The 25,023-nt window shown below is 65.7% G+C and carries 23 protein-coding genes; 13 read left to right on the forward strand and 10 right to left on the reverse strand.

The window, feature by feature from the left end; genetic code table 11:
• Positions 1 to 459: 459 nt before the first annotated feature.
• The gene (locus SBI67_RS28860) at positions 460 to 1,701 is read right to left on the reverse strand and encodes a D-arabinono-1,4-lactone oxidase (protein ID WP_318983869.1); all 1,242 of its coding nucleotides are present in this window, start codon (positions 1,699 to 1,701) and stop codon (positions 460 to 462) included.
• Between the two features lie 386 nt (positions 1,702 to 2,087).
• Here SBI67_RS28860 and SBI67_RS28865 point away from each other — a divergent pair, with 386 nt between their 5' ends.
• Positions 2,088 to 3,644, forward strand: coding sequence for an APC family permease (locus tag SBI67_RS28865; RefSeq protein WP_318983870.1), 1,557 nt, complete (start codon positions 2,088 to 2,090; stop codon positions 3,642 to 3,644).
• Positions 3,645 to 3,663: 19 nt separating this feature from the next.
• Complete coding sequence (locus SBI67_RS28870; protein WP_318983871.1) at positions 3,664 to 4,623, forward strand: alpha/beta hydrolase; 960 nt, start codon at positions 3,664 to 3,666, stop codon at positions 4,621 to 4,623.
• 4 nt (positions 4,624 to 4,627) lie between these two features.
• Here SBI67_RS28870 and SBI67_RS28875 read toward each other — a convergent pair whose 3' ends face one another.
• The 8 genes from SBI67_RS28875 to SBI67_RS28910 form a co-directional block, all read right to left on the reverse strand.
• Positions 4,628 to 5,302 carry a GntR family transcriptional regulator gene (locus SBI67_RS28875; RefSeq protein ID WP_318983872.1) on the reverse strand — a complete coding sequence of 225 codons (675 nt, stop codon included), beginning with the start codon at positions 5,300 to 5,302 and terminating at the stop codon, positions 4,628 to 4,630.
• A gap of 250 nt (positions 5,303 to 5,552) precedes the next feature.
• Positions 5,553 to 7,067, reverse strand: a complete 1,515-nt coding sequence (locus tag SBI67_RS28880; protein ID WP_318983873.1) for an aldehyde dehydrogenase (NADP(+)) — start codon at positions 7,065 to 7,067, stop codon at positions 5,553 to 5,555.
• Positions 7,043 to 7,735: a 3'-5' exonuclease gene (locus tag SBI67_RS28885; RefSeq protein ID WP_318983874.1), complete on the reverse strand. Its 693-nt coding sequence runs from the start codon at positions 7,733 to 7,735 to the stop codon at positions 7,043 to 7,045. Before SBI67_RS28885 ends, SBI67_RS28880 begins: the two co-directional genes overlap by 25 nt.
• Complete coding sequence (locus tag SBI67_RS28890) at positions 7,728 to 9,575, reverse strand: putative nucleotidyltransferase substrate binding domain-containing protein (RefSeq protein WP_318983875.1); 1,848 nt, start codon at positions 9,573 to 9,575, stop codon at positions 7,728 to 7,730. The genes SBI67_RS28885 and SBI67_RS28890 overlap by 8 nt, the downstream gene beginning before the upstream one ends.
• A gap of 109 nt (positions 9,576 to 9,684) precedes the next feature.
• Positions 9,685 to 10,572, reverse strand: a complete 888-nt coding sequence (locus SBI67_RS28895) for a dihydrodipicolinate synthase family protein (RefSeq protein WP_318983876.1) — start codon at positions 10,570 to 10,572, stop codon at positions 9,685 to 9,687.
• A gap of 105 nt (positions 10,573 to 10,677) precedes the next feature.
• Complete coding sequence (locus SBI67_RS28900; RefSeq protein WP_318983877.1) at positions 10,678 to 12,150, reverse strand: aldehyde dehydrogenase; 1,473 nt, start codon at positions 12,148 to 12,150, stop codon at positions 10,678 to 10,680.
• Between the two features lie 50 nt (positions 12,151 to 12,200).
• On the reverse strand, positions 12,201 to 12,440 hold the full coding sequence (locus tag SBI67_RS28905; protein ID WP_318983878.1) for an aldehyde dehydrogenase family protein: 240 nt from the start codon (positions 12,438 to 12,440) through the stop codon (positions 12,201 to 12,203).
• 70 nt (positions 12,441 to 12,510) lie between these two features.
• A complete protein-coding gene (locus SBI67_RS28910) occupies positions 12,511 to 13,617 on the reverse strand; it encodes a mandelate racemase/muconate lactonizing enzyme family protein (RefSeq protein ID WP_318983879.1) in 1,107 nt (368 codons plus the stop codon).
• Positions 13,618 to 13,969: 352 nt separating this feature from the next.
• Between SBI67_RS28910 and SBI67_RS28915 the strand changes: the two genes are divergently transcribed.
• From SBI67_RS28915 to SBI67_RS28965, 11 genes are all read left to right on the forward strand, one after another.
• Positions 13,970 to 14,470 carry an acyl-CoA thioesterase gene (locus tag SBI67_RS28915; protein ID WP_318983891.1) on the forward strand — a complete coding sequence of 167 codons (501 nt, stop codon included), beginning with the start codon at positions 13,970 to 13,972 and terminating at the stop codon, positions 14,468 to 14,470.
• Positions 14,460 to 15,641 (forward strand): MFS transporter, encoded by a 1,182-nt coding sequence (locus SBI67_RS28920; RefSeq protein WP_318983880.1) that lies wholly within the window; start codon positions 14,460 to 14,462, stop codon positions 15,639 to 15,641. Before SBI67_RS28915 ends, SBI67_RS28920 begins: the two co-directional genes overlap by 11 nt.
• Before the next feature lie 1,287 nt (positions 15,642 to 16,928).
• Positions 16,929 to 17,840 carry a hypothetical protein gene (locus SBI67_RS28925; RefSeq protein ID WP_318983881.1) on the forward strand — a complete coding sequence of 304 codons (912 nt, stop codon included), beginning with the start codon at positions 16,929 to 16,931 and terminating at the stop codon, positions 17,838 to 17,840.
• Positions 17,841 to 18,410: 570 nt separating this feature from the next.
• Positions 18,411 to 18,680 carry a hypothetical protein gene (locus SBI67_RS28930; RefSeq protein WP_318983882.1) on the forward strand — a complete coding sequence of 90 codons (270 nt, stop codon included), beginning with the start codon at positions 18,411 to 18,413 and terminating at the stop codon, positions 18,678 to 18,680.
• The gene (locus tag SBI67_RS28935; RefSeq protein ID WP_318983883.1) at positions 18,680 to 19,027 is read left to right on the forward strand and encodes a hypothetical protein; all 348 of its coding nucleotides are present in this window, start codon (positions 18,680 to 18,682) and stop codon (positions 19,025 to 19,027) included. Before SBI67_RS28930 ends, SBI67_RS28935 begins: the two co-directional genes overlap by 1 nt.
• A gap of 32 nt (positions 19,028 to 19,059) precedes the next feature.
• Positions 19,060 to 20,604, forward strand: coding sequence for a ThiF family adenylyltransferase (locus tag SBI67_RS28940; protein ID WP_318983884.1), 1,545 nt, complete (start codon positions 19,060 to 19,062; stop codon positions 20,602 to 20,604).
• Between the two features lie 144 nt (positions 20,605 to 20,748).
• On the forward strand, positions 20,749 to 21,171 hold the full coding sequence (locus SBI67_RS28945; RefSeq protein WP_318983885.1) for a hypothetical protein: 423 nt from the start codon (positions 20,749 to 20,751) through the stop codon (positions 21,169 to 21,171).
• Between the two features lie 36 nt (positions 21,172 to 21,207).
• The gene (locus tag SBI67_RS28950) at positions 21,208 to 21,432 is read left to right on the forward strand and encodes a sigma factor-like helix-turn-helix DNA-binding protein (RefSeq protein ID WP_318983886.1); all 225 of its coding nucleotides are present in this window, start codon (positions 21,208 to 21,210) and stop codon (positions 21,430 to 21,432) included.
• Positions 21,429 to 22,427 (forward strand): hypothetical protein, encoded by a 999-nt coding sequence (locus SBI67_RS28955; protein ID WP_318983887.1) that lies wholly within the window; start codon positions 21,429 to 21,431, stop codon positions 22,425 to 22,427. The genes SBI67_RS28950 and SBI67_RS28955 overlap by 4 nt, the downstream gene beginning before the upstream one ends.
• Positions 22,424 to 24,250 (forward strand): AAA family ATPase, encoded by a 1,827-nt coding sequence (locus SBI67_RS28960; protein WP_318983888.1) that lies wholly within the window; start codon positions 22,424 to 22,426, stop codon positions 24,248 to 24,250. The genes SBI67_RS28955 and SBI67_RS28960 overlap by 4 nt, the downstream gene beginning before the upstream one ends.
• Positions 24,247 to 24,723 carry a DEAD/DEAH box helicase family protein gene (locus tag SBI67_RS28965; RefSeq protein ID WP_318983889.1) on the forward strand — a complete coding sequence of 159 codons (477 nt, stop codon included), beginning with the start codon at positions 24,247 to 24,249 and terminating at the stop codon, positions 24,721 to 24,723. Before SBI67_RS28960 ends, SBI67_RS28965 begins: the two co-directional genes overlap by 4 nt.
• A gap of 39 nt (positions 24,724 to 24,762) precedes the next feature.
• Here SBI67_RS28965 and SBI67_RS28970 read toward each other — a convergent pair.
• Positions 24,763 to 25,023 (reverse strand): IS30 family transposase (locus SBI67_RS28970; RefSeq protein WP_318983890.1); only part of this gene is annotated, 261 nt, incomplete at its 5' end.

Consider the following 25,023-nt stretch of genomic DNA (forward strand, 5'->3'; position numbering starts at 1 on the left):
TTCACCGCACGCTCACGCTGCTCGACCGGGTAATGCTTGGCCATAATCGCCATCCTCCACACACAAGGAAGCGGCATCAAACCCGGAACGGTTCAGATTCCCGAAAGAACTGAGAGTGTCAGTCACCCGCTTGCTTACGCTGCCGAGGCCGACGACGCACAGGCTGGCGGTCGTAGCGCTTCCCCTCAGTGAACGACCTCTCGACGGCCATAGGGGGCGCGCGGTTCCGGTAACGCTGCGCTGCGCGCCGAAACTAACCATCGCAGAACAACACTCGCTATCCGCGACCGATCGCGTACGCACCGCAAGCCGTGGAGCTTCAGCGGTGGGTGCGTACCCAAAGCCGGAACGTCGGCCTGGTGTGACGCGCGGGTCCGCTCCTCAACCTGGTACCACCGGTCTGTAGGTAGCCGGCTCTGGCTTCCACAGCCTGGGCTAGTGGGTGGGCCTAACCTCTGGTTAGCCGAAGAGTTCGCGAAGGTGAGGGTTGAGAAAGATGCCCTTGGGGTCGAACTGGCGCCGAATGCGTTGGAAGTCGTCGTATTTGGGGTAGAGAGCTTCGGCGCGTTCGCGGGTGAGGTAGTGCACCTTTCCCCAGTGGGGGCGGGCGTCAAACTGCCGCAGTTCGTGGTCAAGTTCACGGAGAAAGGGTTCGTAGGTGGTGCCGGGCTTGCCGGACACGGATACCGATACGGTGTCGCGTTCGTACTGTGCGGATAGGTACGCGTTGTCGGCTTTCTGCCACCGGATCTGGACGGGGCTGATTTGGTCGTCGTGTTTAGTCTGCATCAGGTGGCGGACGGTTTCGAGTGCGGCGCGGCCGTGTTCGGCGGGCACCATGTATTCGAGTTCGTGGAACCGGGCGTCAGTGGTGGCGTCGGGGTAGATGAGGTGTGCGCGGCCGGTTCGTGCGCCGGGTTCGGCTTCGACGTCGGGGGCGTCGGCGGGCAGTTCGGTGAGGAGTTTGACGACGCAGTGGTCCTTGGGTAGGTCACCGAGGTCATACATCTGGGAGGAGCCCTGCTGCGGAAGCCACCAGAAGGAGAAGTGCCGGTATCCGTTGAGGAATTCGTCCCACCGACTGTCGACTTCGTCGAAGGGGAGGACGGCGTTTTGTTCTTGGATCTTGTACGCGGGCGCGCATTGCAGGGTCATGTCGAGAAAGACGCCAAGCATGCCGATCGAGACCTGCGCGGCGTGCAGAAGGTCGGCGTCGTCTTCGGTGATGGTCACGATGTCGCCGCGTCCGTCGACCAGGCGCACGCCACGCACGGTGGAGGACAGGCTGCCGAATTGCAGCCCGGAGCCTTTGGTGCCGGTGGCGATAGCGCCCGAGATGGTTTGAGCGTCGACGTCGCCCTGGTTGGCCAGTGACAGGCCGGCGTCCCACAGGGGGGCACCGACGTTGGCCAGTCCGGTTCCGGCTCGCACGGTGGCGCGTCTGCTCTCCGAATCGGCCGCGGTGACGCCGGCGATTTGGGAGATGTTCAGCAGCGTGTGGTCGGTCTGCACGATGGGTGTGAAGGAATGGCCGCTGCCGGTGACGCGGATACCGGTGTTGTGGGACTCTGCCGCACGAACGGCCTCGATCACGTCGTCGTCGGTTGTGGCGATGACCGCTTCGGCGTACGTGAAGCTCTGATTGCCGCCCCAGTTCTCCCAGTGATGGCCGGTGTCGGTGGTCAGCGTCTGGTCGGTCATGGGTCCTCCGCATATCTGGAAACGTGCAACTAGTGCCATGCTACATGTCACCGCTTACCGATTCGGCGCTAAAGCGAGCTTATTGCCTCTGTCGACGGCGGTTGCCCCGCATCGATTAGTGGACGCTACGGTGCACGGCGGGTGTCACACCCTGGCTGGTCATTTCACCCGGGCTGCGCCTTGCTGAATTCGACCGGCCCCGCTGTCGTTCCCCGAGGCGGCATGCGTCAGCACACTAGGCGGCTCCTGCAGTCATACCCACACACCACTTGCCCTCTGCTGTTGACAGCCCGACTCGCCTCGCCCATAGTAACCGGTAAGATATTACCGATTGCCGGTTAGGTGGCAGCGGTGCACCTCGATCATCCCTCGGAAAGGATTGCGGCATGGCCGGCTACGACCACCGTGAAGACGACCAGCTTCTTGCGAAGCTGGGATACCGACAGGAACTGACCCGTTCGCTGGGCCAGTTCTCCACGTTCGCGACGGGGTTCGCGTTCATCTCCATCCTGACCGGCATGTTTCTGCTGTTCGGGTTTACCTATGCCAGTGGTGGGCCGGCGTCCATCTGGGCGTGGATCGTGGCCATCGGTGGCCAGCTGCTCTTTGCGCTCGTTTTCGCCGAGCTGGCGGTCAAGTATCCCCTGACCGGGTCGGTTTACAACTGGTCCAAGCACATCGCCAAGACCGGTGTGGCCTGGATGGCGGGATCGGCGATGATCCTGGCGCTGGTGGTGTCCTCTGCTGCGGTCGCTTTGACCATGCAGGCAATCCTGCCCAGCATCTCCGACGTCTTCTGGATCTACGGCGATGGCAGCGGCCCCAACGACGCGAGCATCAATTCCGTTATGCTGGGGTCGTTGATGCTGGTGGGTACCACCGTCGTCATGTTGTGCGGCACCAGGGTTCGCGCATTGATCAACAACATCGGCGTCACCGTTGAACTCGTCGCCTCGCTGGCGTTGATCGTGCTGCTGATTTTCCACGCCAAGCGCGGGCCCGCGGTGGTCTTCCAGACCAATGGCACCGAGAGCAACTACAGCACCGGCTATACCGGCGCCCTGATGCTGTGCCTGCTACTCGGCCTGATCGTGATGTGGGGCTTCGACTCCGCCACCACCTTGAGCGAGGAGACCATCAACCCTCGCAAGAACGGTCCCAAGGCCATCATCCGGGCATTGCTTGCCTCGGGTATCTTTGGCGCACTGCTCATTCTGGGTGCGGTCATGGCGGTGGAGGATCTGGGCGCCGAGGACATCGCCTCAGGTGGATTGGCCTACGTCATCACCAGCACGCTGGGAAACGCCGTGGGCGACATCTTCTTGGTCTGTGGTGCCCTCGCAGTGTTCGTGTGCGGTATGGCCAATCAGACCGGTGCAGTGAATCTGATGTTCGCGATGGCGCGTGACAACGCCTTCCCCGGTTCGAAGTTCGTCTCGAAGGTGAATGAGCGGGTGAAGGTGCCGGTGGTGCCCACCATCGGTGTCGCGCTCATCGCCATTCTCATCCTGCTGTTCAACATGGGCCAGCCCCAGATCTTCCTCGTTGTCTCCGGCACCACGATCATTCTTGCGCTGACGTCCTATCTGTTGATCGTCGCTCCGAACGCGTTGCAGCGGCTTCGTGGCCAATGGACGCAGCCGGAGAAGGGCTATTTCAATCTGGGTCGGCTGGGGACCCCGATCGCGGTCGCCGCGACGGTGTGGGCGATTGTGATGATCGTCAACATTGCCTGGCCGCGACCGGTGCTCTACAACCCCGCAGAACCGTTCCACTGGTACCTGCGCTGGGGTGGCGTGCTGGCGCCGGCGATCATGCTCGGCCTGGCGTTCGCGGTGTACTGGACCACCCGCCGCGGCAAGATCGGCATCTTGGCCGAACACGCCGCGGAAGCCGAACGCACCCCGGAGTTGGGCGGCGAGTCCGCCGCCGCCCTGAGCTAAGTCATCGGAGAGTCCTCGGGTGAATCGGCACCACGACAGTCTGATCCCGGCATTGAGGGTCGTCGCGACACAGATGGACATCGCCGACCTGTGCGACGTGCACACCGCCCGGATCACCGACGCCGAGCTGGTGGCCGCCGTGACGCCCGAGGACTTTCCCGGCCTGGACCCCGAGCGGGTCAGCTTCGAGACCATCACGATCACGCCGACGTCGCGCGGTGTGCGAGCGCCCCGAGTGCGGATCTACCGCCCTCGGGGCGTTCGCGGTCCGTTAGGGACGTTGATCTTCGCCCACGGTGGCGCATTCTGTCTCGGTGATCTGGAGACCGATCACCTGCGGTGCATGCTCTACGCCCAGGAGGCGGATTCGATCGTCGTCAGCGTCGAGTACGCGCTGGCGCCGGAGTCCCCCTATCCCGCAGGGCTTCACGACACGGTTGCCGCGTTGCAGTGGATAGCCGCCGAAGCCGATGGTCTCGGCGTCGATTCTCGACGCATCGCCATCGGCGGCGAGAGCGCTGGCGGTTGCCTGGCGGCTGCGGCGGCATTGCACTGCCGTGACACCGGCGTCGTCGCGCTGCGCGGGCAGATGCTGCTGTTCCCGGCACTCGACCATCGCCAGCAATCGGTGTCGATGCGCGACGGCGCCGACATGCCGGCCTGGAACTCGGTGCAGAGCCGATTGATGTGGGAGCACTACCTTGGCGGGGCCGGGGCTGTATCAGCTTATGCGGCACCGGCTTTGGCGGATGATCTTCGCGACCTGCCGGCAGCGCTGGTCGTCACCGCGCAGGTGGATCCACTCCGCGATGAAGCTCTGGCCTATGCCGGTCGACTGTGCGAGGCGAGCGTGCCCACCGAGATTCACAACTATCCGGGAACGTTTCACGTCTTCGACGCCGCCGCGCCGGCCCTACCGGTGGCGCAGCGCGCATTCGCCGAGCAGACCGCGTTCCTCGGCTCCGTCCTGGGCGTCTGACGGTCTAGGACGACTGGTCGAACTTGGCATCGGCCCAGTCGCCCCGGATATGCCGCAGGTGATGCTGCATGAGTTCGCGGACCTCGTCCGCATCGCCAGCCACCAGGGCGTCGAGGATCGGCTGGTGCTCCTCGGCCGAGTCGACCAGAGTGCCCTTGTCCGACAACGACTTCAGCCCATACAGGCGGGTCTGATCTCTCAGACCGTCGATCGTGGTGACCAGACGATTGTTGTTGCTGTGCTCCAGCAGTCCAAGGTGGAACCGACGATCGGCGTCGAGGTAGTTGATCAGGTCCTTGGCGATGGCCGAGGTCACGATCTCCTCGGCCAGCGCGCGGAACTTCTCGTACTCGTCGATGATCTCCTGGCGTCCGGCCAGCGCTGCCGTCGCGGGAACCTCAAGCAGGCACCGCATCTCGTAGATCTCCCGGCGATCCTCCTCGTCGAGCGGGAGAACCCGGAATCCGCGGTTGCGCACGGCCTCCATCAGCCCCTGATTGACCAAGGTCAGCATCGCTTCGCGCACCGGGCTGGCTGAGACGCCCAGTTGGGTGGCCAGCGCCGTGGCCGAGTAGATTCCGCCCGGCTCGAGTTCGCCGGAGACCATCCCCTCGCGGATCACACGCAGCGCCTGGTCGCGCAAGCTCGGCTGTTTGAGGGTCGCCGTCGTGGTTAGCATGTCCTGTCCTCCGTCACCAACCCACAGGTGTAGGTGCTACGTACAATATTACATGTGATGGACGTTGGTCCGCACGTGAGCGCGGACGCGGCGCAACCGGCGGAGGCGGTCGTCGGTTCGGTGTCACCGGGCGACCGGTGAGATTCGAACAGTCGCGACGTCGACCGGCGCACGACGCCGTGGCGGCGCTTGTGATGAAGTCCGCCCATCACAAGGAGTGTCAGAGGGGTTCGCTGTAGTGATTCGGTGGTCAGCGACTTGCGGCGGACAGGTGTCCGTCGATGCGGCGCGGGATGGCGTCGTATCCGTCGCGCAGTTCCTCGGGCAGTGCTGATTGCGGGGCGTTCTGGTAGGTCAGGGGCCGCAGGAACCGACGGATTGCGGTGGCCCCGACCGAGGTGTGCAGGGTGTTGGTGGCCGGCCACGGGCCGCCGTGGTTCTGCGCCCATGACACGGCGACGCCGGTGGGGAAGCCGCCGAATAGGATCCTCCCTGCGTGGGCACTGGCAACGTTGAGAAGTGATGCGAGGTCGTCGTTTTCGGTGGTATGCAGGGTGGCGGTGAGCGAGGACGGCAGCGTGTCGAACAGTTTGTGCGCTGCAGCGGTGAGGTTGTCTGCGGGATAGCGCACGATGACCGCGATCGGGCCGAACACCTCGCGCACGAGGGAGTCGTCGAGATCGTCGATGCCGACCTCCAGCAGTGCGGGGGTGACGTAATAGCCGGCGCCGATCGCCTCGGGTGCACTGTGGCTGGTGACGTCACTGCGCTGGGCGTAGTCGCTGGTGGCCTGGGTGTAGCTGTCGTAGATCGATTCGTTGAGCAGCACGTGGTCGGTGGCGGTGGTGAGTCCGTCGACGGCGGCCTGCACCAGCGCGGCGCCCTCGGCGTTGTCGGGAACGAGAACGAATCCCGGCTTGGTGCAGAGCTGTCCGGAGCCCAGGGTGACCGACGCCACCAGGCCGGTGCCGATGTCGGCTCCGTGTGCGCTGGCGGCGGAGGGGGTGATGACGACGGGGTTGAGGCTGCTGAGTTCGCCGTAGAACGGGATGGGCTCCTCACGGCCGGAGATGATGTCCAACAGCGCCTTTCCGCCGGAGAGGGACCCGGTGAAGCCGACGGCTTTGATCGCCGGATCGGCGACCAGTGCGGCTCCGGCGGCGGTGCCGTAGACGATGCCCAGCGTCCCTGAGGGTGCGTCGCCGAGGGCGTCGGCCATCAGCTCGTAGGACAGTCGAGAGGTTCCGGGATGGGAGCCGTGCGCTTTGACGATGACGGGGTTGCCCGCGGCCAGCGCCGACGCGGTGTCCCCTCCGAGAACGGAGAAGGCGAACGGGAAATTGCTCGCTCCGAATACCGCGATGGGTCCGATCGGAATCAGCCATCGCCGTAGATCCGGCCGCGGCCCCATCGGTGTGTCGCCGGCGGGGTCGATGCTGGCTTCCAGGTAACCGCCGTCGCGGATGACCTCGGCGAAGAACCGGAACTGGTAGGCCGCGCGGGTGGCCTCGCCGCTGAGTTTGGCGGCGGTGAAACCCGTTTCCTGAGTGGCGATGTCGATGAGTTCGTCACGGTGGGCGTCGATGGCGTCGCCGATGCGGTCGAGTAAGCGCGCGCGGTCCTGCCGGCTCAGCGCGGACAGCGCCGGCGCGGCCGCGGCGGCCGCGGCGCACAACTGCTGTACCTCGGCAGTGCTGGTGTCCTCCGCGACGGCATCCATGCGGACGCCGGTGCGCGGGTTCACAGCGGTCGGGGGTAGGGCCATTCGAATGTCCTTCGTTGTGGGGTTGGTGGGGTGGAGGCCTCGGTCAGTGCCGCGGTGCTCACCGGGTTGGGTGCGGAGTCGCGTTCGATGCGGCTGGCGACGGCGAGGAAGACGTTGGCGGTGGTGATCGCGTCTCCGAGGGCGTGATGCGGGGCGTGTACCGGAACGCCGAGGGCGGTCGCCGCGTATTCCAGTGAGATGTAGCCGCCTTCGACTTCCTCGTCGAGCGCTGCGGTGGCGAGCGGGGCGGTGTCGACGAACGGGTTGCGCAGCTCGAGACCGGCTGTGCGGTAGGCGCGGGCCAGCAGTGTGCGCTCGATGACGGCGCAGTGCGCAATGATCGGTGTGTCGCCGATCATCGAATCGAGCTGCCGCACCACGTCTTCCAGCGGTGGGGCTGCCGCGAGATCCTGGGTGCGGATGTAGTGGATGCAGGTGGAGGCTTCGGGAACGTCGTCGGTGATGCCCACCAACCCGTAGGTGGTCTCGGCCATTTGGATGCGGCCGCGTCGGATCGGGACGGCCCCGTAGGCGATGATCTTGTCGCGGCGCAGATTCAGCCCTGTGGACTCCACGTCGATCACCCAGAACACGTCCTCGCGCCACGAACGTGCGACGTCGGGCTGTGCCCGCCGGACGGGGTTGAGCCGTCGGAGAAGGCTAGCCACGGGCAGCGTCTCCGATCCCCGCCGCGCGGCGTGAGGCGATTTTGTCCTGGACGGCGGCGATGACGCGGAAGGCGTCGCGTAGGTGCCGGCGTTCGAGGCTGTCGAGGGTTGTCGGATCCACCGTGGGCCTCATCGGTCGGTCGTCGCGGAGGGCCTGCATCTGGTAGTCGATGGAGATCTGGTAGCACAGGGTGAAGGCGGTCTTCAGTGATTCGGCGTCGTCGGCGGACAGCAGTGATGCCTGCCGGGCGCGATCGAGCCGGTCCACGGTAGAGCCGGTCAGATCACCGGTCTGCAACGCCAGTGCCTGGGCCAGTGTCACGATCGGGCGCATCCCGGACTTCTTGATATTGAGGTGGTTTCGGTGTTCACCGAAGTGGTCGGAGACGAATTCGCGCACGAACCCGCGCGGGGGACGGCTGGCGATTGACAGCCGCGTCAGAGCGCGGGTGAACTCGCCGCGCCCGATGCCGGTGGTCAGTGCGGTGCGCAGCGGCCGGGCCAGCACGGGGCGGGTCACCGGCCGCGCGTCGAGCATGGTTGCGGCCAGCAGCAGGTCGTCGGGGTTGTCGGGGTTCTGCCGCCAGTGCTCGGCGGCGTCGCGCCATTCGGCGGTCGAACGATTGAACAGGGGGAAGGAGGCGTTGAGGTTCTCCGAGCAGGTACGCAGACCGCACTGTTCGATGGCGGCCATCACTGGTTCGGTGGCGGCGGCGACGTCCTGACGGCGGGGGATCGGCGCGTCGGGGGACAGTGGGGTCCAGACCAGCGCGGTGTCCACATCGGAGTTGGGCAGCGGTTCGCGCCGCCCCATCGACCCCAGCAGCATCCAGGCGCAATCCAGGTCGGGGAGCGGCGCGGCGGTGCCCGCGAGCGCGGTGGCCTTCTCGAAGATCGCCTCCACCATCGCGGCCACCAGCGAGCCGAAGTGATCGGCGGGCACGCCCGAATCCCACAGTTCGAGCATGGTCGGCGCCAGAGTGCTTGCTGCGGACTGCAGTTGGTCCATCGAGGTGGCCGCGCCGGTGGCGGCCCGGATGACGAGGGGATGGCGGACTTCGGTGGCCACCATGTCCACCACGCGTGCGATGCCGATCGGGCGGCCGGTGGCGCCGTCGACGACGACGAGATGGTGGATGCCGCGTTCGAAGATCAGCAGGTAGGCCGCGCCCACGGTGCGGTCGGCCGACATGACGATCGCCGGGATCGACGCGATCGTGTCGATGCGGGCATTGATGCCGACCTCGCCGGTGACGACGCGGCGGCGGAAGTCGTCGTCAGTGACGATGCCGACCTCATGTCCGCGCACGAACAGCGCGCAGGAGTGGCCGTCCTCGGTCATGCGGGCGGCGACGTCGCGGATGGTGTCGGATGCCTCACACCAGGTGATCGGGTGCATCACCTCGCCGATGGGGCGTTCCAACTGGCTGAACGTCCCCCCGGAAGAAATGAGCCGCTCACGGGCAATCATCGTCCCGTAGTGCGAAAAAGACAGTCGCTCAGCATGTTCGAGCAGGCGCCGTGGATCGCGGAACACGTAGCACAGAGTGTCTTCGGTGGCGTGCACGGCCAGCGGCGGCGGCAGGCCGGAGAACACGGAGATGTGACCGAACGTGTCGCCGGGGCCCAGCACGTCGACCACGCGGGTGCGGTCGACGACGTCTACCGACCCGGTACGCACGACGAACAGGTGATCCAAGGTGTCGGAGTTGGCCGCCACGATGACCGTGCCGGCGGCGAAGTACTCCACTTCGATGGAGGCGGCCAGACGCCGCAGGTCGGCGTCGTCGAGTTGGTCGTAGGGCGGGTGAGCGGCGAGAAAGTCGGTGATCTCTTTCATCGCCTACCTGTTTCCTGGAACCGGTGTCGTCGGTATTGCGGCGTGGCGGGCGATGCCGACGTGCAGCGATGAGATTCCTCGGCGCCGCACGCTGGCATCACCTGCGATGTCACAGTTCGGCCGACAGCGCCTGCTCGACGTCCTTGATCACCTGCGCGCGGGTCTCGTCGGACAGCGGGTTGCGCGGCGGGCGGCACGGGCCGCCGTAGCCGCCGGCGACGTCCTGGCTGAGCTTGATGGCCTGGACGAACTGGTGGGTGGTGTCCCAGAAGAACGCGGCCTGCAGCTGCTGGTAGAGGGCGCGGCCCTTCTCGACCTGACCGGTGGTGCCGTATTCGTAGATCTTGGCGCACTGCTTGGGCAGTGAGTTGGAGAAACCACCGATCCAGCCGACGGCTCCGAGCAGGGTCGCTTCGAAGACGTTGTCGTCAGCGCCGGAGAGCACGTCGATCTGCGGGGCGAGGCGCTGGATGGCGGTGATGCGCCGGATGTCCCCGGAGAACTCCTTGACGGCCACCACATTGTCGACCTCGGCGAGGCGCGACAGCAGCTCGGCGGTCAGGTCCACGCGGGTGTCGAACGGGTTGTTGTAGGCCACGATCGGCAGACCCACCTGGGAGATCTCGCGGTAGTGGGCCACGACCTCCTCGGCGTCGGCACGGTAGGCGTTGGGCGGGAGCGCCAGCACCGCGTGGGCGCCGGCTGCCTGGGCCTGCTCGGTCCAGCGGCGTGACTCCGCCGACCCATAGGCACCGACGCCGGGGATGACGCTGAAACCCTCGGGAGCGGCCTCCACGGCCACCTCGACGACGCGGGCGCGTTCCGCGGCCGTGAGCACCTGGTACTCGCCGAGCGACCCGTTCGGCGTGACGCCATGCACGCCATTGTCGGCCAGGAACCGGACGTGCTCGGCGAAGCGGTCGTAGTCCACGGACAAGTCGTCTTTGAAGGGCAGGGTGGCGGCGACGACGATTCCGTGCCAGGGCTTGAGGGTCATGGGTGGTCTCTTTCTCGTGTGTCCGTCCGAAGCTTGTACCGATAGCCTATCACCGGTAATCGGTAATATTCTACCCTTTGGTGGCATGCATCACACGTGGGCTGATCAGTGCAGCGTGATCCAGATGGTCTTGAGCTCGCTGTACTGGTCGAAGGCCTCCAGGCCCTTGTCGTGGCCGCCGAATCCGGAGGTGTGGAAGCCGCCGAACGGGGTGGAGATGTCGCCTTCGCTGAAGCCGTTGACCGCGACAGTGCCTGCTCGCACCGCCTTGGCCACCCGCAGTGCGACGTTGATGTCGCGGGTCCAGATGTTGGCGGCCAGCCCGTAGACGGTGTCGTTGGCCAGTGCGACGGCTTCGGCTTCGTCGTCGAAGCCGACCACGGCGACGACGGGGCCGAAGATCTCCTCGCGCACCACCGCCGCCGACGGAGCAACGTCGTCGATGACCGCGGGGGAGACGAAGTTACCGCCGGTCTCCTCCAGGATCGAGGCGCCACCGTGCACGGTGGCGCCGTCGGCCTTGGCGCCTTCGATGTAGCGCAGCACCCGCTCCTTGGCGCTGGGCTCGATGAGGGGCCCGATTTCGGTGTGGGGGTCCTGCGGATCGCCGACGACGCGCGCGGCGGCCAGCTCGACGAGGTGGCCGACGAAGTCGGCCTTGATCGAGTTGTGCACCAGAATCCGGGAACCGGCCGAGCAGTTCTGCCCGCCGTTCCAGAACGCGGCGCCGGCCAGATCCTCGGCGACCGCCTTCAGGTCCTCATGCATGTCGGCGAACACGATCTGCGGGCTCTTGCCGCCCATCTCCAGAGCGACCTGCTTGAGGTTGCTCTCCGCCGAGTACTTGAGGAACATCCGGCCGACCTCGGTTGACCCGGTGAAGCTGATGACGTCGACGTCGGTGTGCAGGCCCAACGCCTTGCCGGTCACGTGCCCGAGTCCGGGCACGACGTTGAACACCCCGGCGGGGATACCGGCCTCGGTCGCCAGTTCGGCGTAGCGCAGCGCGCTGAGTGGGGACAGTTCGGCCGGTTTGACGACGATCGAGTTGCCGGCGGCCAGCGCCGGGCCGATTTTCCACGACAGCGTGTTGGACGGGAAGTTCCACGGAACCACGATGCCGACCACCCCTGCCGGTTCGCGCACGATGAGACCCACGTTGTCGGCGCCGGTGGGCGAGACCTTGCCGAACACCTTGTCGATGGCCTCGGCGTACCAGCGAATGGTGAGCACGACGTCGGGGATGTCGAGGTCGTTGCAGTCGCTGATCGGCTTGCCCGCGTCGATCGAGTCGATCTGGGCCAGCTCGTCGGCGTGGCCGTCGATCAGGTCGGCAAAGCGCAACAGCACGGCCTTGCGTTCGGCCGGGGCAATCCGGCTCCACGTGCCGGAATCGAAGGCGCGCCGCGCCGCGGCGACTGCGGCGTCGACGTCGGCGGCACTGCACGCGGCCACCTTGTTGAGCACCTCACCGGTCGCGGGTGAGATGTTGTCGAAGGTGTCGCCGTCGGCGCTGTCGACGAAGGCCCCGTCTATGTAGGCGCGGGTTTGGACGGTGTCGGGCAGGAGGGTGGTCATGAGAGTTCCCATCGGGTCAAGTAGCGGAATCTTGGGGATGATGCAGGGCGTCAGTCGTCGAGTCCGAGGTCGATGCCGATGGCCTTCACGCGGGTGACGATGTCGGGCAATTCCTCAGTGCGCGCCGCCGTGACGGCGGCGTCGACGTCGGCCGGTGAGGACGAGGTGAAGGTCGCGACCACCGCGCCGTCGGCGGGATTGAAGACGTCGATTTCCTCCGACCCGGTGCCGGGCGACCAGCGGCCGTCGATGAAGTTTTCGATGGCGAAATCGATGGCGGTGGCGGGCATGTGAAGACCTATCGGGTGGATGTGGGCGTGCGGGGTCGCCGTGGGGGAGCGGGAAAGCTGTGGTGTCCTGTTATCCAGCGGTGGTGAAGAGGGGCGCACCGAGCGCGTCGACGTCGACGGTGATGCCCAGACCGGGGTCGGTGGGTGCCGAGCCGCGGCCGTTGGCCGATCGCGGGGTGTAGCCGGCGACGTGGCCGTCGGTCCAGTCGTTGAAGAACGATGTGTTCAGCAGGCTTTCGGGCCGGGTGCTAGCGGCGATGTGGCTGACCGCGGCGGTGATGACGTCGCCGCCCCACATGTCCTCGACGGAGACCATCATGTTGAGTTCCTGCATGAGGTCGCGCATCCGCGCGGCCTTCGTCAGCCCCCCGACCCGACTGATCTTGATGTTGACCGACATCGCACCGGCGACGGTCTTGGCTTCGAACAGTTCGGTGGGATTGGTGATGGACTCGTCGAGCACCAGCGGGAGCCGGGAGTTGCGGTGGGCGATGATGCTGTCCTGGGTGGTGCGACACGGTTGTTCGACGTAGATGGGCAGGTCCTCCATGCCGCGGATCGCCAGCTGGGCGTCGAGGATGTTCCAGCCGCCGTTGGAGTCGGCGATGATGACGGTCTGCCCTTCACCGGCTTCGGCGCAGGCGCGGCTGCGTGCGATGTCGTCCTCGGGTCGGTTGCCGACCTTGAGCTGGAAGCGACCGATACCGGCCTCGCGGCGGGCGGTGATGAAGTCGGCCATGCTCTGGGGGCTGCCAAGGGGAACGGCTTCGTAGATCGGGAAGTCCTCTTGCAGCACCCCGCCGAGCAGTGCGGAGATGGGTAGGCCGGCGACCTTGCCGAGCAGATCCCAGCACGCGATGTCGACTGCGCTCTTGGCAAAACCCTGGCCCAGCAGGACCGTATCCATCACGCGGTTCACCCCGGAGACGTTGGTCGGATCCAAGCCGATCAGTTCGGGCAGCATCTCGGACAGCCCGGCGCGCACCGCATCCGGCGAGGTGGGCAGGTATGTGCTGCCCAGTGGGGTGATCTCGCCCCAGCCATCGACGCCGTCGTCGGTGCGCAACCGCACCAGCGTGCCCACCTGAGCCAGCGCGGCCCGACCGCCGGACATCACGTACACGCCGTGGGCGTAGTTCAGTTTGTAGTCGTACACCTCGGCACCGACGATCTTCATGCGGCGTCCTCCTATCGCGAGTTCACGGTCGGCTACTAAAATATTACCGGTTACCGGTTACTGTATAGCTTGTCGCACCCGAGCGCCAGTGCCTTCGCCGGGCTCGAGTAGCCGTGGTCGCGCCTCGTCGGCTGCAGATTCACCACCAATTGCAATCGATCATCGGTCGGCGGCGATCGAGGTGGAAAGCACCCACTACATAACATGTAACATTCCACATGGCGCAGCGCGGCGCCCTTCTCATCGAGCCGCCCGAGGAGGCGTCGTGACCGCTCACTGTCCGTGCTGTCCCGCCACGGAGTCCCCGACGACCTCACCGGGCGACGATCGGCTGCCGGAGGTATCGCTGGTTATGTCGGTGCTGATGACCCCGGACATGGCCAACTTCGCCGGCAACGTTCACGGCGGTGCCCTGTTGAAGCTGCTCGACCAGGTGGCGTATGCCTGCGCCACCCAATACGCGCGCTCCTACGTCGTCACCCTGTCCGTCGACCGCGTGATCTTCCGCGAACCGGTTCACGTCGGAGAACTGGTCACGTTCTCCGCGTCGGTCAACTACACCGGCCGCACGTCCATGGAGGTGGGTATCCGAATCGACGCGGAGGACATCGGGACGGGCCGACGGCGCCACGCCAACAGCTCCTACTTCACGATGGTGGCTATGGACGAGGCTGGACGGTCGCAGCCCGTCATGCCACTGGTCCCGACCACTGACGTCGCCCGGCGGCGCTTCGAATCGGCACGCCGACGGCGCAGCGCCTTTCGCGAACTCGGCCCCCACCAGCAGCCCCTGCGCCCGCGGATGGTCACAACACCGGATGTCAGTGAAGCGGTGGAACGCGATGACCACTGATGCCGCCCATCAGCGCGATCTGATTCGCGCCCGCGGGGCCGTCTTCGCGTTGTTCGCCTCCTTCGGCGTGGTGATCGCGACGTGGGCGGTGCACCTTCCCTCGGTCAAGGACGCCACCGGTATCTCGACGTCGCGGTTGGGCCTTGTGTTGTTGGTGCTCGGGATTGGCGCCATCACCGGAATGCAACTGAGCGGATTGCTGATCGACAGGCTCGGCAGTTCACGCATCGCAGTGATCGGCGTCGCAGCGATGGCGATCGCGCTGCCGGCGCCGTTGGCGATGCACTCCTGGTGGGGGGTGCTCGCCGGCGCGCTCGTCCTGGGTGTAGCGACCGGCATCGGCGAAGTGGGCATCAACGCCGCAGCAGTAGACGTGGAGCGGGACTACAGCCGCCCGATCATGGGGTCGTTTCACGCAGTGTTCTCGGTGGGGAACGTCGTGGGGGCACTGCTAGGTGCCGCTTGTTTCGCTCTCAGCGTCGGTGTTCTCGCAACCGCCATCGCCGTCAGCGTCCTGGCGCTCGTCGCGGTCTCAACAGCCGCGGGTGTGCTCTCGAGCCGGATCGTTGTTTCTCAGCCCAACGCCGACGCACACGACGTTGCAGAGCCCGAACCGTCACAGCCGCCGATTTGGCGCGTCGCACTGCTGGGCGTGTTGGCCTTCCTCCTGCTGCTGGCCGAAGGGTCGGCGATGGACTGGAGCAGCCTGCACTCCCAGCAACATCTGGGGGCCTCGCCGTCGACCGGGGCGCTCGCCCTCGGCTGCTTCGTCGCGGCAATGACGATTGGCCGATTCAGAGTCGACCGCATCGCCGAGCGTGTCGGGGCGGTACGGACGGTGCGGTGGGGATCGGCCGCAGCGGCCGCCGGTATCGCACTGGTAGTGGTCTCGCCCGTGCTGCCACTCACGCTGATCGGGTGGGCCGTCCTCGGCTTGGGGCTCTCCGGCGGGGTCCCCCAGGTGTTCACCGCAGCCGGGAATCTCACCGGCTCGGCGGGCAAATCGTTGTCCCGGGTGGTCGGCACCGGCTACGTGGCAATCCTGGCAGGGCCTGGCCTCATCGGCTGGCTCGCAGACCTTCTGTCCCTCGACTGCGCGTTCCTGCTGCCCCTGTGTGGCGTGCTGATCTGTGCATGTGCTGCACGCACCGTGGCCCCCGCTCCGCCTTGACACGCGACCAATCACGCCCGGAATGACCCTACCCCGGCTTTGCAGGCCATAAGCCGCCAAAACACCGAAACATCGTCACAGTGACGAATAGAGCTGTTTACGGCTCTTCGAAGCGTGGGGCGCGTCCGCCGCCATCACTTAGTTCTGGACTGTCGATCGATTTGTCCGGCGCTATCGGGTAGTCGTATATTCTCGCCCGGCGCCTAGGGGTGCGCCCGTAATAAGTCTGCAGGTGCACACACGGAGGCCTAGGTGCGCGGAACTATCAGACAGTTCCGGAATCTTGGGCGAAAAATCGGACAGCTCTCAGGTTTTCCCGGATTACTCTCAACTAGTTCTGGATTGGACTGTCCGATCCTAGATATTTTGAGAGTGAAGCATGTCGCTGAACTGGTAGTTCTCAACTGGTTCTGGACGACATTTTGTTGATATGTCCACGGAAACATGAGAGTGCCGGAAAGAATCCGCAAAGACGTGAGAGTGTCGGACACCCGCTTGCCGAGGCGGGTTGGCGTCCTATTGATCGTTCACGATCACCTGCGCGCCTTCGACAGCACCTTCGGCCCGACCAGTCCCGCCGGTCTACGCACCCTGCGGGCTCAGACTCTCACCGGGTTGGTGGTCGTCCTGGTGATCGTCTCGTTCTACATCGGGGCCGCGCAGGCGGGGCGGATCCGTTGCCCGGTTGCGCCGCATTGTCGATTTCCCTCTTGGTCGGGGCGCCCTGTTCGCCCGGGATCGACGAAGCGTGCTATTCGTCGTGGTTTGTTGGCTTCGCAGTGGCTTGACCGGCCGCAATTGGTGCCGGACTCACGGTCCAGCCACTCGCGCGCGGGAGTACGGCCAACCCGTCGCTGCGGCGTCACCGCCGCGGGCCACGCGTGAGGACACCGGTCCTGCCGACGTCCACCCACGCCGTGCAGCGACCGCCAACCAGTACCAGGAGATCGCCGTGGTCAACCGTCGCGCGTTGGTGCAATCATTTTCGCAGCCTGTCGGTACATGGTCCTATCGTGAGTTTCGCGTGCTTGTGAGCCGATACGGAGGGGGGACCGGGTGGGGAAGGGAAAGAGGAACAGGCAGACGACGGCACAGAGGCGAGAGCGGGAGGCTCGGCGCCGTCAGGAGAGCGACGCTCGAAACGAACGAGAGGCAGCCGAGTTCGGCGTCAAGTTGCCGCCTAAGCCGCCGCGAGGGGCACCGGCTCCACGGCCGGACTTCTCTGAGGTCGACTGGGAAAGGCTCAAGGCGAAGTACCCCGAGGACGCGCGGAAACTGCTCCGTTCCATGTTCATCGCGTTAATCGGCGAACGCGCCGCACACGCAAAAGCATTCCTGTCGTGGGGATTACAGCCCAATCGGCCGCATCCGCAGAGTCGACTCGCCCACGACGACGCTGCGGTCACGCTTGAGGGCGAGAAGACTCTTGTCAGTTCAACCGCGTTATATCCAACGATGAACGCGAGCGAGAGCCTCACGGCGGCAGCCGAAGTGATCGCGTTCGCTCTGACTCAGGGGCAGATGCGCACATCAGCGACGGCCGCGCTGTGCCGCATTGCGATGGAATCGTCAGCCAAGACCATTTGGCTTATCAGCGAGACGGATACCGACGAACGGATTCGCCGCTGCTATGGGTTCCTCAAGGGTGAGCGTGGTCAGCAGGAGGGGTTTGAGAAGCTGGAGGCCGCAGCTCTGGAGGCGCGCAACGATCCGATGGCTGAGGCGGACCTGGCCGAGTTTGAGAAGCGTCGCGCTCGCGAGGTTAAACGTCACGCCAAGCTAGCGCTGCTACCTCCGGATACATTCATCGGGCCGACTGGGGGACCGATGAAATTTGTTGAGAATGCCGAAGTTTGGATGGACAATCGCCTGCCGCGCAAGCTAGACCCTGACCTCGACAGGGTGATGCATCCGCGCAGTGCCAAGGCCTTCTATTCGCTCGGATCGGGATTCGTGCACGGCTTTAAGTGGCTGGCGGGGTACGTGTTTGACAATCACGAGCTAGACGACTCGGGCCTGTTGGCGGTCACGCTCGACGCGTTCGGAAACGCTCTGCGCATGACGGAAGCGGCGGTGTCTCTCTTCGAGGCGCAGTCCATCGGGCCGCAGCCGGACCCGAAGCGGTTGCGCAACTATCCGAAGGGACTCGCGGACATTGTCTCCGACCTGGCCGCCGACTACCGGCTGCTGGCTGACTAGAACCGCGCGAGCATGCGCTCAGCGCGTGCCATCAGCCGCCGTCAGGCTTACCTCGGTCGAGCTACCCCCCCCCAGGATCGGTCCTCAATCTGACCTGTCAGGGCCCGCGATGACCTTCCCCATCACCGCCGACTTCGTGGGACGCCGAATGCCGGCCGACTTTGCGCGCAATGGATGGTTGACGACACCTTCGGTGTCGATGACGCCGGGTGAGCGCACGCACTGGTGCAGTGGGGCGAAGCCGCGATGTTCGCGTTGATGCCGACACTGTTTACTGGATGCAATCCTTCGCGCAGTGCTGCACGGCACCCGGAGCCGGTGTGGCCCAGGCCCTTTCGACCATGAGCTCTACGTTCATCCACGTCAGATGCTGCTACAGAACTGGGGGTTCGGACCAGGGAGGTCACCAGTGATTCCGTGCTTTTTCTCGGGGCGGCGGTCCTGTCCCACGAATCTGGGGGTGGCTATTGCCGGCTTCGCGGTGCGCGGCGACTTTCAGTCGGGATGTCGGCGTCGACAAGGGGGTGTACGAGCGAACGACCCTCGGGTCACACACCACTGGAGGTAGATATGCCCAATCCCGACGACGGCCAGCAGAAGGTCACCGCGTTGCGTAAGCAGATCGATTTCACCATCGACGGCAAGCCGTTCAGCACGACAGTGCGCCGCCAACCGGCCGCTGATCTGTTGCGGCTGGCGGGGCTGGACCCGGTCCGCTATGACCTGGGTCGCCTGCACGGCCAGAAGGAGAATCAGAGCAGGTTTCGTGATCGAGAGATCGTCGAGATCCGTCCGGGCGACCGGTATGTATCGATCCGGCAGCGCGCCGACGTCGCATGATGGCTGATCCTGCGGACGCGTTTACCGCCGGGCTGGAGGCGTCGGGTGCCCGGCCGCAGCGCCGCGGGCCGCTGATCGTCTACACGGTGGACGTCATCAGCGGCCCGCAGGCCGGCGCAGTCATCGAGACCGGCGTGGAAATCGCCGAACTGGCAGGGTGGCCCATCGCGCCACCGCATTGGATTCACCTGCCCGCCACGGTGGTCTTCGAGCACACCAACAGCCAAGACTCGGCGGTCCCCGGGTGGATCCGACACTCCCGGCAGGTGTTCGACTGGGGCCTAGATCCCGACCCCGGCCAGGCCTGGTTGGCCCATGTTCGTGGCGTGCTGGGGCAGGCGGCATGACTCCGCGGGGGCGGCGCGCGGCAGCTTCGACGATGACCGAGCGCACCTCGGTGGCCCTGACGGCGGATGTGGATGACGCGCTGCGCAACCACCTCCTCCGCGCCGACGGCCAGGAAGATCTGTGCCTGGCGACCTACCGGCCCTCAACCGGTGCGCGGCGTCGTACAGCGTTACTCCAGCAGGTGGATCTCCCGGAACCCGGCGACCGCGACGTCCACGGCAACGCCACCATCACCGGCGACTACGTGTGGCGTGTCGCCACTCGAGCCGCTGAACAAGGCGAGGGTTTGGTAATACCGCACAGCCATCCCCGCGGGAGGGGCTGGCAGCAGATGAGCCTGCCCGACTACGACGCCGAACGCGCCTACGCCAATCTGGCGCGCGACATCACGGGGCTCCCGCTGGTCGGTATGACCCTCGCCGGCCGGGACGGCGCGTGGTCGGCCCGCCACTGGGATCAGGGCGTGGCAGACGATGTTGCGCCCTCGCGATGCGAGAACGTCAGGGTCGTCGGCGACCAGTTGCGGGTGTGCTGGGACGACACCCGGGTGGCTCCGCCGCGGTCAGGCCCAGCCAATATCCGCTCAGTGACGAGTTGGGGTGCGCGCCGCCACGCCGATCTGGCGCGTCGCTCAGTGCTTGTCGTTGGCCTGGGCAGTGTGGGCCTCGATGTCGCTGTCCGATTGGCAGCCACCGGGCTCACCCGCATCGGATTGATGGATTTCGACACTGTCGAGGCGCACAACCTCGATCGCCTCATTGGAGTCACGGCCGTAGATGCGAGGTTGCGGCGCAGCAAGATTGAGGTGGCCCGACGCCTGGTCGCAGACAACGCGACCAGCCCCACGACCACCGTGGACGCATGGGACATCAGCATATGCGAGCCCGACGGCCTGGCCGCTGCCTTAGATTTTGACCAGATCTTCTGTTGCGTGGACCGGCCGTGGCCGCGGGCGGTGCTCAACCTGGTTGCCCACAGCGACTACATCCCTGTCATCGACGGTGGCATCGCCATCGACACCTTCGACGACGGCACCGGGATGCGCAACGCGACATGGCGCTCTCATGTGTTGCGCCCAGGGCGTCCCTGCATGAGTTGCAACGGTCAACTCGACCTTGGCGCTGTGGCGGCAGACCGCTCCGGTGACCTTGATGATCCGGCCTACATCGACGGGTTGCGCGGCCCCCGCGCGGGGACCGACGCTCAGAACACCTCCGCCAACGTCTCAGTGTTGTCGGTCAGCGCCGCGGCGTCGTTGCTGGCGCAGTACGTGAGCCTCAACGTCGCTCCTGGCGGACTCGGCGAACCCGGGCCCCTGCAGTACGTGTTGAGCACCCACACCCTCGAATCCCTGGACGCCCGCAGCAGCCCCGGCTGTCCGGTGGAGGCACAACGTGGTCGCGGCGATGACGGGCTGCGGCTGACCGGGCCACATCGGGCCGCTCAGGACGAGCGTCGCCGCCACGATAGTCGACACCTTGATAGGGGTCTGCGGCTGTCACGCGTATTCGACGACGCGCGATACCAGCTGCACGTGGGCCGGATCCGGCGCGCGCAGCGCCGGCTTGATCGGTGACCGGCTGGCCGCCCCGCAGCTTCGATCGTCGCTATCCACCGACGTGTCGTTGCCCGGCCTCGGAGGTGACATGAAGGCCATTTCGGACCGGCCCGGCGTGGCAGCTTTCACTTTCCGCGTAAGCGTCGACAGTGGGGCAAGACTATGAACCAACCCGCTGACGCCGGATCGGCCGACGACGACGAAGACCACAACCGCCCGCAGCATCCGCTGCTGGCCGATCCGGCGCGGCTGCAGAAACTCACTGGCGTCATGCACACAACCATCCAGCGCACCTTGTTCGGGCATGCGAGCGATCACGACGAGCAGCGCGGCCTGCTTGGTGGGGAAGCAGCACGCGATGTGTTGCAGCAGGCTTTGTTAGAGCTGCTTGGCCGCCAGGAGGCACGCAACTGGGAGGGGCTCGGTGTCAGGATCGCCCATATGCGGGCGATCGATGCGTTGCGGCGTGCGACCCGGGGTCGGCGTCGCCGCGACGCGGCAGAGAGCGAGCCCGACCGGATCAGCGTGCTTCCCGTCGATGTGGTGCTCGACGACTACCTGGGCACGCCGGCGGGGGCCTGGTAGGACAACCCTGAGCAAGCTTATGAACACCATGAACAGGTGGCAGCCCTGCGTCCGCTGATCCGGGCGCTGCCGGAGCCGGCGCGCACCATCGTGGTGGAGCTGGTCATGAATGGGCGCACCCGCGCGGAGGTCGGCAGGGAACTGAATATTACGGGTCAGTGGGTCGGACAGATCCTCACCCAGACATTGCTGGCGTTGCGGGACCAGGCAAGTCGGGACCCGAAATTCGCTAGTTACTTCGTTGAACGGAAGAAGCCATGAACACCGACGACACAGACCGCGACGCCACAATGACGCCGGGCGGTGACGGTCGCAACGAACCGGAGTTGAGTCCGGTCGAGCGTGCTGTCGCGGCCTATCTAGATTTCCTTGAAGGAGCTGGCCCACGCCCGGCGTTCGATGATCTTGCTGAGGGCGACAGCGCCGACGCGATCGCGGTGATCAACACCGTGCTCGCCGGCCGGGGCAGCGATCTAGACAGCTCAACACCGCGCTTCGAAGAATTGCTAGTGGGCACCGAGTTTGAGTCCGCGCTGCGTGGCGCCCACGCCGCCGCGGAGCCCACCGACCTCCGCGGCACCGACCGCAGCGGTGCGCGCTTAGGGGCGGATCGTCACCGCGCCCGCCTGGAACGGATCGCCACGATGCTGGACGGCATCGACGACCGCACCGTCATCCGCGTCGAGCCTGACGATGTTGTGGGCTCCGCGGTGAGGGTGTCCTACCTGGATCTGCGGGCGGTGTTCTTCCCGGTCGACGGCGAAGAACCCGTGATCAGCACGGGTTTGCGCGCTGAGGTTCAGAAGCTGTTCGACGATGCCGACCTCGCCTACGTCGGTGTCGTCGCCGATGGATCCGCCGAGCTAATGACTCAGCTGTTGACGCCCAGCGATCTGGCGACCGTGGTGGTGGCTCCGTCGGTCGATCTGAGTGTCCCCTGGTTGCCGGTGCTTACCGCCCAGCAGGCCCTACGGCGGATGCTGGAAGCGGCGGCACCGACCTGGGAGCCGTACCGCCTCGACATCAATCTCCAGGAGCCCCTCGACGTGGGGGCATTGGCGGCGCGGGAATCGCGCATTGTGCTCGAAGCCGAAACTCGCCGCGCCTACCGCGGCGATAAGAAAGCCGCCTATCAAACGCTGACAGGGTCCGCTGAGGCTTTCACCCGACTGGTGGAGGAACTCAGCCGTGCCCCCGGAGTTGATGATGAACGTGTCGCCGCCGCACTGAATGCCATTGTGCGGGAGGCTGCATGATCCGAGAACTGCGTGTCGAGGGTTGGCGCGCTTTTGACCGGCTCACCCTCAAACTCGATGCTGGTGTCACCTTCGTCGTGGCTGACAATGGCATCGGTAAGACATCGCTGATCCAAGCAGTCGGGTGGGGCCTCTACGGCCCGCTGTCAGGGGTGGATGCCGCCGCTGCGCGCCGTTTCGGGCAGGATTCGCTTCGCGTGGAAGTGGACTTGGAGCTACCCGACGGGCGACTGGCCACGGTGCAGCGCACACTTGACGGCCGCACTGAAACGCTGCACGCCGCCCTCGGTGACAATGACCTCGATGAGGACGGGTTGGCAGCTGTGATGGCCGACGCGTTCGGAGCATCACAGAGCTTCTTGGCCCGCACCACCCTGCTCCCCAGCACCGCGGTGGCCGATCACTCTCTGGGGCTTTCTCAACTGCACCAACACTTGTGCCACGTCTTCGGTGTTGACGACCTCCAAGCCGCCGCCCAGGCACTGGCCCGCGCACACGCTGCCGCCGACGCCGAGGCCAAGCGGTATCGACAGCAGGACCGCCGCGCCGCAGCGGACCTCACCACGCTCTACGAGCAGCTCACCGAGTTGGACGAAGCCTTAGCCGAAGCCGAACAAGGCCGCGCACACGCCGCTGAAGGAGCCGTCGCCACCCGAGCAGTCATCGACGGGCTGCACGCAGCCCACACCGCCAAACAGCAAGCCGATCGCGACTATGGCCAGCTCGAACAGATCCGTACCGAGATGCAGATGGTGGGCGGCGGCGAGGCGGCTGGTCCCGCCCAGCCGCCGCCCACCGAGACCTCGATTGCCCAGACCGGCGGTGGCACTGGAGATTTATTCGCCCAGACACAGACCGAACTTGGCCTGGCAGAAACAGCCGCGACGCAGCAACTCGACACCCACCGCAGTGAACTGGTCGCGGTGAGCGCCCAGCTGACCGCAGCGCGCGCCGCCGCCCACGAGCTCGATGAGGCCGGCGGCGAATGTCCGGTGTGCCGGCGCCCGCTGGGTCCCGATGACGTGGCGGCCGCCACCGTCGGCCATGAGCAGTCGACGGCGCGCCTTGAGCAGCGCGAGGCCGAGCTGCGCGCGGCGGTCACCGAGCACACCCAGCGTCTACAAAGAATCCGTGCGCTGATCAGCCGGGCCGCGCAGCTTCACATGCCCGCGCAACCGGCAAGTGCGCCCTCGGACGCCGACATTGTCGCCGCGTCCGAACAATTGGAAGTGGCCCTCGCTTCCGAGGAGCGCTGGGTGAACAGGGTTGCTGAAGCACGGGTGCGCCGCGACCAGCTCGAGCAACTCATCAACGACGAGGAGTCCACCGCGACGCTGCGGCGCCGGTCGCAACTTGCCCATCGCCGCGAAGCGGTGGCCAATATCGCCGCACAAGTGATGGCCCGTACCGCCGATGCCGTGCTGACCGAACGCATCGACCCGTTGGTCACCGAAATCACCCACCGCTGGAAGCGAGTGTTCGTCAATCGCGGTGAATTGCGACTCCAACACGACGGCCGGCTCGTACTGCTGCATGGAGCGCACCGCATCGAATTCGACCACTTCTCCAGCGGGGAAAAGGTCATTGCCCTATTGGCCACCCGGTTGCTCGTGCTCGAGGCCTGCACGAAAGCGTCCTTCTTATGGCTTGACGAGCCCTTGGAGCACCTCGATCCACGCAATCGGCGTCTCGCGGCATCACTGATGGCTACCGCCGGAGACCACACGCGTCAGCTTCTGGTGACCACCTATGAAGACCAGCTCGCACGGAACCTCGCCCATGCTGGAGCGATAGATTTGCGCTACGTGCGAGTGGCCACATGACCCCGCCCACAACATTGGCCCGCGCCCTGTGGCCGCACCAACGCGAAGCGGTCAACGTGATGACGAAGTACCTTGTCTCCCAGCCACGCTCTCCGCAGGGGGCAGGTCTGGTCACGATGCCGATGGGTGCCGGTAAGACGGCAGTCATCGCTGGCGTCATCGACAGCCGCAGACGGCGTCGGCATTGGCTGGTCATTGTGCCGAGGCGATCGTTGGTGCGCCAGGTTCGGCGTGCGCTCGACGGCGGGTTGTGGCGCACGCTCGGCGTGAAAAACCCGTCGTCGTTTCCGGCGGTGCGTGAACTGCCCACCGCGTCGCACATCGATGAGGTGCCGGCGACAACGACCCCCACGGTGTTCGTCGGCACGTTCCAAAAGCTGCTGAGCATCGACGCCGAGTTCGGCGCAGACCAGGCTCGCCGTCACGCATGCTTCGCCGGATTCGAGGCCGTACTCGTCGACGAGGGCCACTAACCAGATTCAATCGGTGGATGCAACACCGGCTTGTTGGACTTACAGTAGTTGGTCGTTGAATGCTTCGGCGGGTGTCCTCCAACCGAGTGTCTTGCGGGGTCGGGTGTTCAGGGCGTAGGCGACGGCCTCGATCTCTTCTGCGGACCAACGCGAGAGGTCTGTGCCTTTCGGAAAGTATTGGCGCAGCAGCCCATTGGTGTTCTCGTTGGTGCCGCGCTGCCACGGTGACTGGGGGTCGGCGAAGAACACCGGGATACCGGTTTCGACCTTGAACTGGGCATGAGCCGACATTTCCTTGCC

Source organism: Mycolicibacterium chengduense, from assembly GCF_033741155.1.
Classification (GTDB): Bacteria; Actinomycetota; Actinomycetes; order Mycobacteriales; family Mycobacteriaceae; genus Mycobacterium.

Excerpts from the sequence above, each read along its gene's own strand:
- SBI67_RS28860 (WP_318983869.1), bottom strand. The coding sequence starts at position 1,701 with ATGACCGACCAGACGCTGACCACCGACACCGGCCATCACTGGGAGAAC.
- SBI67_RS28865 (WP_318983870.1), top strand. The coding sequence starts at position 2,088 with ATGGCCGGCTACGACCACCGTGAAGACGACCAGCTTCTTGCGAAGCTG.
- SBI67_RS28875 (WP_318983872.1), bottom strand. The coding sequence starts at position 5,302 with ATGCTAACCACGACGGCGACCCTCAAACAGCCGAGCTTGCGCGACCAG.
- SBI67_RS28880 (WP_318983873.1), bottom strand. The coding sequence starts at position 7,067 with ATGGCCCTACCCCCGACCGCTGTGAACCCGCGCACCGGCGTCCGCATG.
- SBI67_RS28890 (WP_318983875.1), bottom strand. The coding sequence starts at position 9,575 with ATGAAAGAGATCACCGACTTTCTCGCCGCTCACCCGCCCTACGACCAA.
- SBI67_RS28895 (WP_318983876.1), bottom strand. The coding sequence starts at position 10,572 with ATGACCCTCAAGCCCTGGCACGGAATCGTCGTCGCCGCCACCCTGCCC.
- SBI67_RS28900 (WP_318983877.1), bottom strand. The coding sequence starts at position 12,150 with ATGACCACCCTCCTGCCCGACACCGTCCAAACCCGCGCCTACATAGAC.
- SBI67_RS28905 (WP_318983878.1), bottom strand. The coding sequence starts at position 12,440 with ATGCCCGCCACCGCCATCGATTTCGCCATCGAAAACTTCATCGACGGC.
- SBI67_RS28910 (WP_318983879.1), bottom strand. The coding sequence starts at position 13,617 with ATGAAGATCGTCGGTGCCGAGGTGTACGACTACAAACTGAACTACGCC.
- SBI67_RS28915 (WP_318983891.1), top strand. The coding sequence starts at position 13,970 with ATGTCGGTGCTGATGACCCCGGACATGGCCAACTTCGCCGGCAACGTT.
- SBI67_RS28920 (WP_318983880.1), top strand. The coding sequence starts at position 14,460 with ATGACCACTGATGCCGCCCATCAGCGCGATCTGATTCGCGCCCGCGGG.
- SBI67_RS28925 (WP_318983881.1), top strand. The coding sequence starts at position 16,929 with ATGTTCATCGCGTTAATCGGCGAACGCGCCGCACACGCAAAAGCATTC.
- SBI67_RS28930 (WP_318983882.1), top strand. The coding sequence starts at position 18,411 with ATGCCCAATCCCGACGACGGCCAGCAGAAGGTCACCGCGTTGCGTAAG.
- SBI67_RS28935 (WP_318983883.1), top strand. The coding sequence starts at position 18,680 with ATGGCTGATCCTGCGGACGCGTTTACCGCCGGGCTGGAGGCGTCGGGT.
- SBI67_RS28940 (WP_318983884.1), top strand. The coding sequence starts at position 19,060 with ATGACCGAGCGCACCTCGGTGGCCCTGACGGCGGATGTGGATGACGCG.
- SBI67_RS28945 (WP_318983885.1), top strand. The coding sequence starts at position 20,749 with ATGAACCAACCCGCTGACGCCGGATCGGCCGACGACGACGAAGACCAC.
- SBI67_RS28955 (WP_318983887.1), top strand. The coding sequence starts at position 21,429 with ATGAACACCGACGACACAGACCGCGACGCCACAATGACGCCGGGCGGT.
- SBI67_RS28960 (WP_318983888.1), top strand. The coding sequence starts at position 22,424 with ATGATCCGAGAACTGCGTGTCGAGGGTTGGCGCGCTTTTGACCGGCTC.
- SBI67_RS28965 (WP_318983889.1), top strand. The coding sequence starts at position 24,247 with ATGACCCCGCCCACAACATTGGCCCGCGCCCTGTGGCCGCACCAACGC.